The following is a 3,890-nucleotide window of genomic DNA, read 5'->3' as shown; positions in this document are numbered from 1 at the left end:
CTCTGTTGGCAAACAATAATCCATCCTATAATAAAACCGCATGCTCCGACGCGATTTGGCATTAATGCACAAAGAGAGGTCTACCCATGGTTCACATGTCAAGACGCCAGTTCCTTAAAACGACTGGCGCTACCCTGGCAGGTTCGAGCCTGGCGCTGATGGGATTTTCACCGGCGCCGGCATTGGCGGAGGTGCGCAGCTATAAACTGGCGCGCACTACCGAAACCCGCAACACTTGCCCCTACTGCTCGGTCAGCTGCGGCGTCCTGATGTACAGCCTCGGCGACGGCGCAAAAAACGCCAAGGCCAGCATCATCCACATCGAGGGCGATCCCGACCATCCGGTCAACCGCGGCACGCTCTGCCCCAAAGGCGCGGCGCTGCTCGATTTCATCCACAGCCCCAACCGCCTGCAATATCCCGAATACCGGGCGCCCGGCTCCAAGGAATGGAAACGGATGTCATGGGATGACGCCTTGAACCGCATTGCAACCCTGATGAAACAGGACCGCGACGCCAATTTTGTCGAAAAGACGCCGCAGGGCCTGACCGTCAACCGCTGGCTGACTACAGGCATGCTGGCGGCATCGGCCAGCAGCAACGAAGTTGGCTACCTGACGCATAAAACCATGCGCAGCCTCGGGCTGCTGGCGTTCGATAACCAGGCGCGTGTCTGACACGGTCCGACGGTGGCAGGTCTTGCCCCGACGTTTGGCCGTGGAGCGATGACGAATCATTGGGTCGACATCAAGAATGCGGATGTAATACTTATCATGGGCGGCAATGCTGCCGAAGCCCATCCATGCGGTTTTAAATGGGTGACAGAAGCCAAGGCGCATAACAAGGCGAAGCTGATCGTGGTTGATCCGCGCTTTACGCGTTCGGCCTCGGTGGCGGATTTCTACGCGCCGATCCGCACCGGCACGGATATCATTTTCCTCGGCGGGGTGATCCGCTACCTGCTGGAAAAAGACCAGATCCAGCACGAGTACGTCAAGAACTACACCGACTTCACGTTCATCGTGCGCGAAGATTTTACTTTCGAAGACGGCATTTTCTCGGGCTACAACGCGGAGAAGCACAACTACAGCAAGACCACCTGGGACTATGAGCTCGGCGACGACGGTTTTGTCAAGACCGACCCGACCCTGGCCCATCCGCGCTGCGTCTTCAACCTGATGAAAAAGCATTACGAGCGCTATACGCCGGAAATGGTGGAAAGCGTCTGCGGCACACCCAAGGAGAAATTCCTGAAGGTATGCGAGATGCTGGCGTCCACCGCGTCGCCGACGCGCGCCGGCACCGTCTTGTACGCACTCGGCTGGACCCAGCATTCGATCGGTTCGCAAATCATCCGCACCGGCGCCATGGTGCAGCTGCTGCTCGGGAATATCGGCATTGCCGGCGGCGGCATGAATGCGCTGCGCGGGCACTCGAACATCCAGGGCTTGACCGACCTGGGGCTGATGACCAACCTGCTGCCGGGCTACATGACGCTGCCCTCGGAAACCGAACAGGACTACGGCAAGTACATCGCCGCGCGCGCCAGCAAACCGCTGCGCCCGAACCAGCTTAGCTACTGGCAGAACTACGGGAAATTCCACGTCAGCCTGATGAAATCATGGTGGGGCGACGCCGCCACTGCCGCCAACAACTGGGCCTTTGATTACCTGCCCAAGCTGGACAAGCCGTACGACATGCTGCAGGTGTTCGAGCTGATGAAACAAGGCAAGGTCAACGGCTATATCGCCCAGGGTTTCAATCCGCTGGCGGCGGCGCCGGACAAGGGCAAGATCGGCGCCAGCCTGGCCAAGCTGAAGTTCCTGGTCATCATGGATCCGCTGGCCACCGAGACTTCCGAGTTCTGGCAAAACTACGGCGAGTTCAACAACGTCGACCCGGGCCAGATCCAGACCGAAGTGTTCCGCCTGCCGACCACCTGCTTCGCCGAAGAAGACGGTTCGCTGGTCAATTCCGGCCGCTGGCTGCAATGGCACTGGAAAGGCGCGGAGCCTCCGGGCGAAGCGCGCAGCGACCTGGAGATCATGTCGGAGCTGTTCCTGAAGATTCGCAAGATGTATGTCAAGGACGGCGGCAAATATCCCGATCCTATCGTCAACCTGGCCTGGCCCTACGCCAATCCGGAAAGCCCGACCGCGGATGAGCTGGCCAAGGAATACAACGGCCGAGCACTAAGCGACCTGGCGGACCCCAAGGATGCGACCAAGATCGTGCGCAAGAAAAACGAACAGGTGGCGGGTTTTGCCGAACTGCGCGACGATGGCAGCACGGCCTGCGGCTGCTGGATTTTCGCCGGCTGCTGGACCGAGGCCGGCAACCAGATGGCGCGCCGCGACAATTCCGATCCGACCGGCATCGGCCAGACCCTGAACTGGTCGTGGGCGTGGCCGGCCAACCGGCGCATCCTGTATAACCGCGCCTCATGCGATATCAACGGCAAACCGTTCGATGCGAAACGCAAACTGATCGGCTGGAACGGCCAGAAATGGGGCGGCGTCGACGTGCCAGATTTCAAGGTGGACGAAGCCCCCGCCGGCGGCATGGGACCGTTTATCATGAACCCGGAAGGCGTGGCCCGTTTCTTTGCCCGCGCCGGCATGGCCGAAGGGCCGTTCCCGGTGCATTACGAACCGTTCGAAACGCCGGTCGGCTATAACCCGCTGTTTCCCAAAAATCCGGCGGCGACCAGCAACCCGGGCGCGCGGGTGTTCCCTGACGATCGCGCCATGTTCGGCAAGGCCGATGCCTTCCCGCATGTCGGCACCACCTACCGGCTCACCGAGCATTTCCATTACTGGACCAAACACGCGCGCCTCAACGCCATCCTTCAGCCCGAGCAGTTTGTGGAAATCGGCGAAGAGCTGGCCAAGGAGGTCGGTGTGGTCGCCGGCGAGCGCGTCAGGGTCAGCTCCAAGCGCGGTTATATCGTCGCCGTCGCGGTGGTGACGAAACGCATCAAGAAAATGATGATTGAAGGTAAACCTGTGCACCACGTCGGCATCCCTATCCACTGGGGTTTCAAGGGCGTGGCGAAACCGGGCTACCTTGCCAACACGCTGACGCCTGGCGTGGGGGACGGCAATTCGCAAACACCGGAATTCAAGTCGTTCCTGGTCAAGGTCGAGAAAGCATAGGAGAAGCCATGGCACTGCAATCATTAGATATAAAACGGGTGTCCGCCACCACCACGCCGCCGCCCGGCGTGCGCGAGCCGGTGACCGGTACTGTAGCCAAGCTGATCGACGTCACCAAATGCATAGGCTGCAAGGCCTGCCAGACTGCCTGCATGGAGTGGAACGACTTGCGCGACGAGATCGGCGTCAATGTCGGCGTACTGGATAATCCGCCCGACATGACGGAGCATTCCTGGACCGTCATGCGTTTCTCGGAATATGAAAACCCGGATGGCAATCTCGAATGGCTGATCCGCAAGGACGGCTGCATGCACTGCGAAGACCCCGGCTGCCTCAAGGCTTGTCCTTCGCCTGGCGCAATCGTCCAGTACAACAACGGCATTGTCGATTTTCATGAAGAAAACTGCATCGGCTGCGGCTATTGCGTAACCGGCTGCCCGTTCGACGTGCCGCGCATCTCGAAGAAAGACAACAAGGCCTATAAATGCACGCTGTGCTCGGACCGCGTGGCCGTGGGCCAGGAGCCGGCCTGCGTCAAGACCTGCCCTACCGGCGCCATCGTTTTCGGCACCAAGGAAGACATGAAGGAGCACGCTGCAGAACGTATTGTCGACCTCAAGGAACGCGGTTTCGACAAAGCCGGGCTGTACGACCCGCCAGGCGTGGGCGGCACCCATGTCATGTATGTGCTGCACCACGCCGACCGGCCGTCGCTGTATCACGGGCTGCCGGACA

At 60.1% G+C, this 3,890-nt stretch carries 2 protein-coding genes; both read left to right on the top strand.

Annotation, left to right across the window (positions count from 1 at the left end; genetic code table 11):
- Window positions 1-86: 86 nt before the first annotated feature.
- A complete protein-coding gene (fdnG, locus tag JWQ61_RS21965) occupies window positions 87-3,155 on the top strand; it encodes a formate dehydrogenase-N subunit alpha (protein WP_304362395.1) in 3,069 nt (1,022 codons plus the stop codon).
- Between the two features lie 8 nt (window positions 3,156-3,163).
- Window positions 3,164-3,890: formate dehydrogenase subunit beta (gene fdxH / locus JWQ61_RS21960; protein WP_304362394.1), on the top strand; the 727-nt coding region annotated here is incomplete at its 3' end.

The sequence above is a fragment of the Collimonas fungivorans genome, from assembly GCF_028292705.1.
Classification (GTDB): domain Bacteria; phylum Pseudomonadota; class Gammaproteobacteria; order Burkholderiales; family Burkholderiaceae_D; genus Collimonas; species Collimonas fungivorans_B.
The sequence above is the reverse complement of the archived record's forward strand: the minus strand, read 5'-3'. Positions and strand labels throughout refer to the sequence as shown.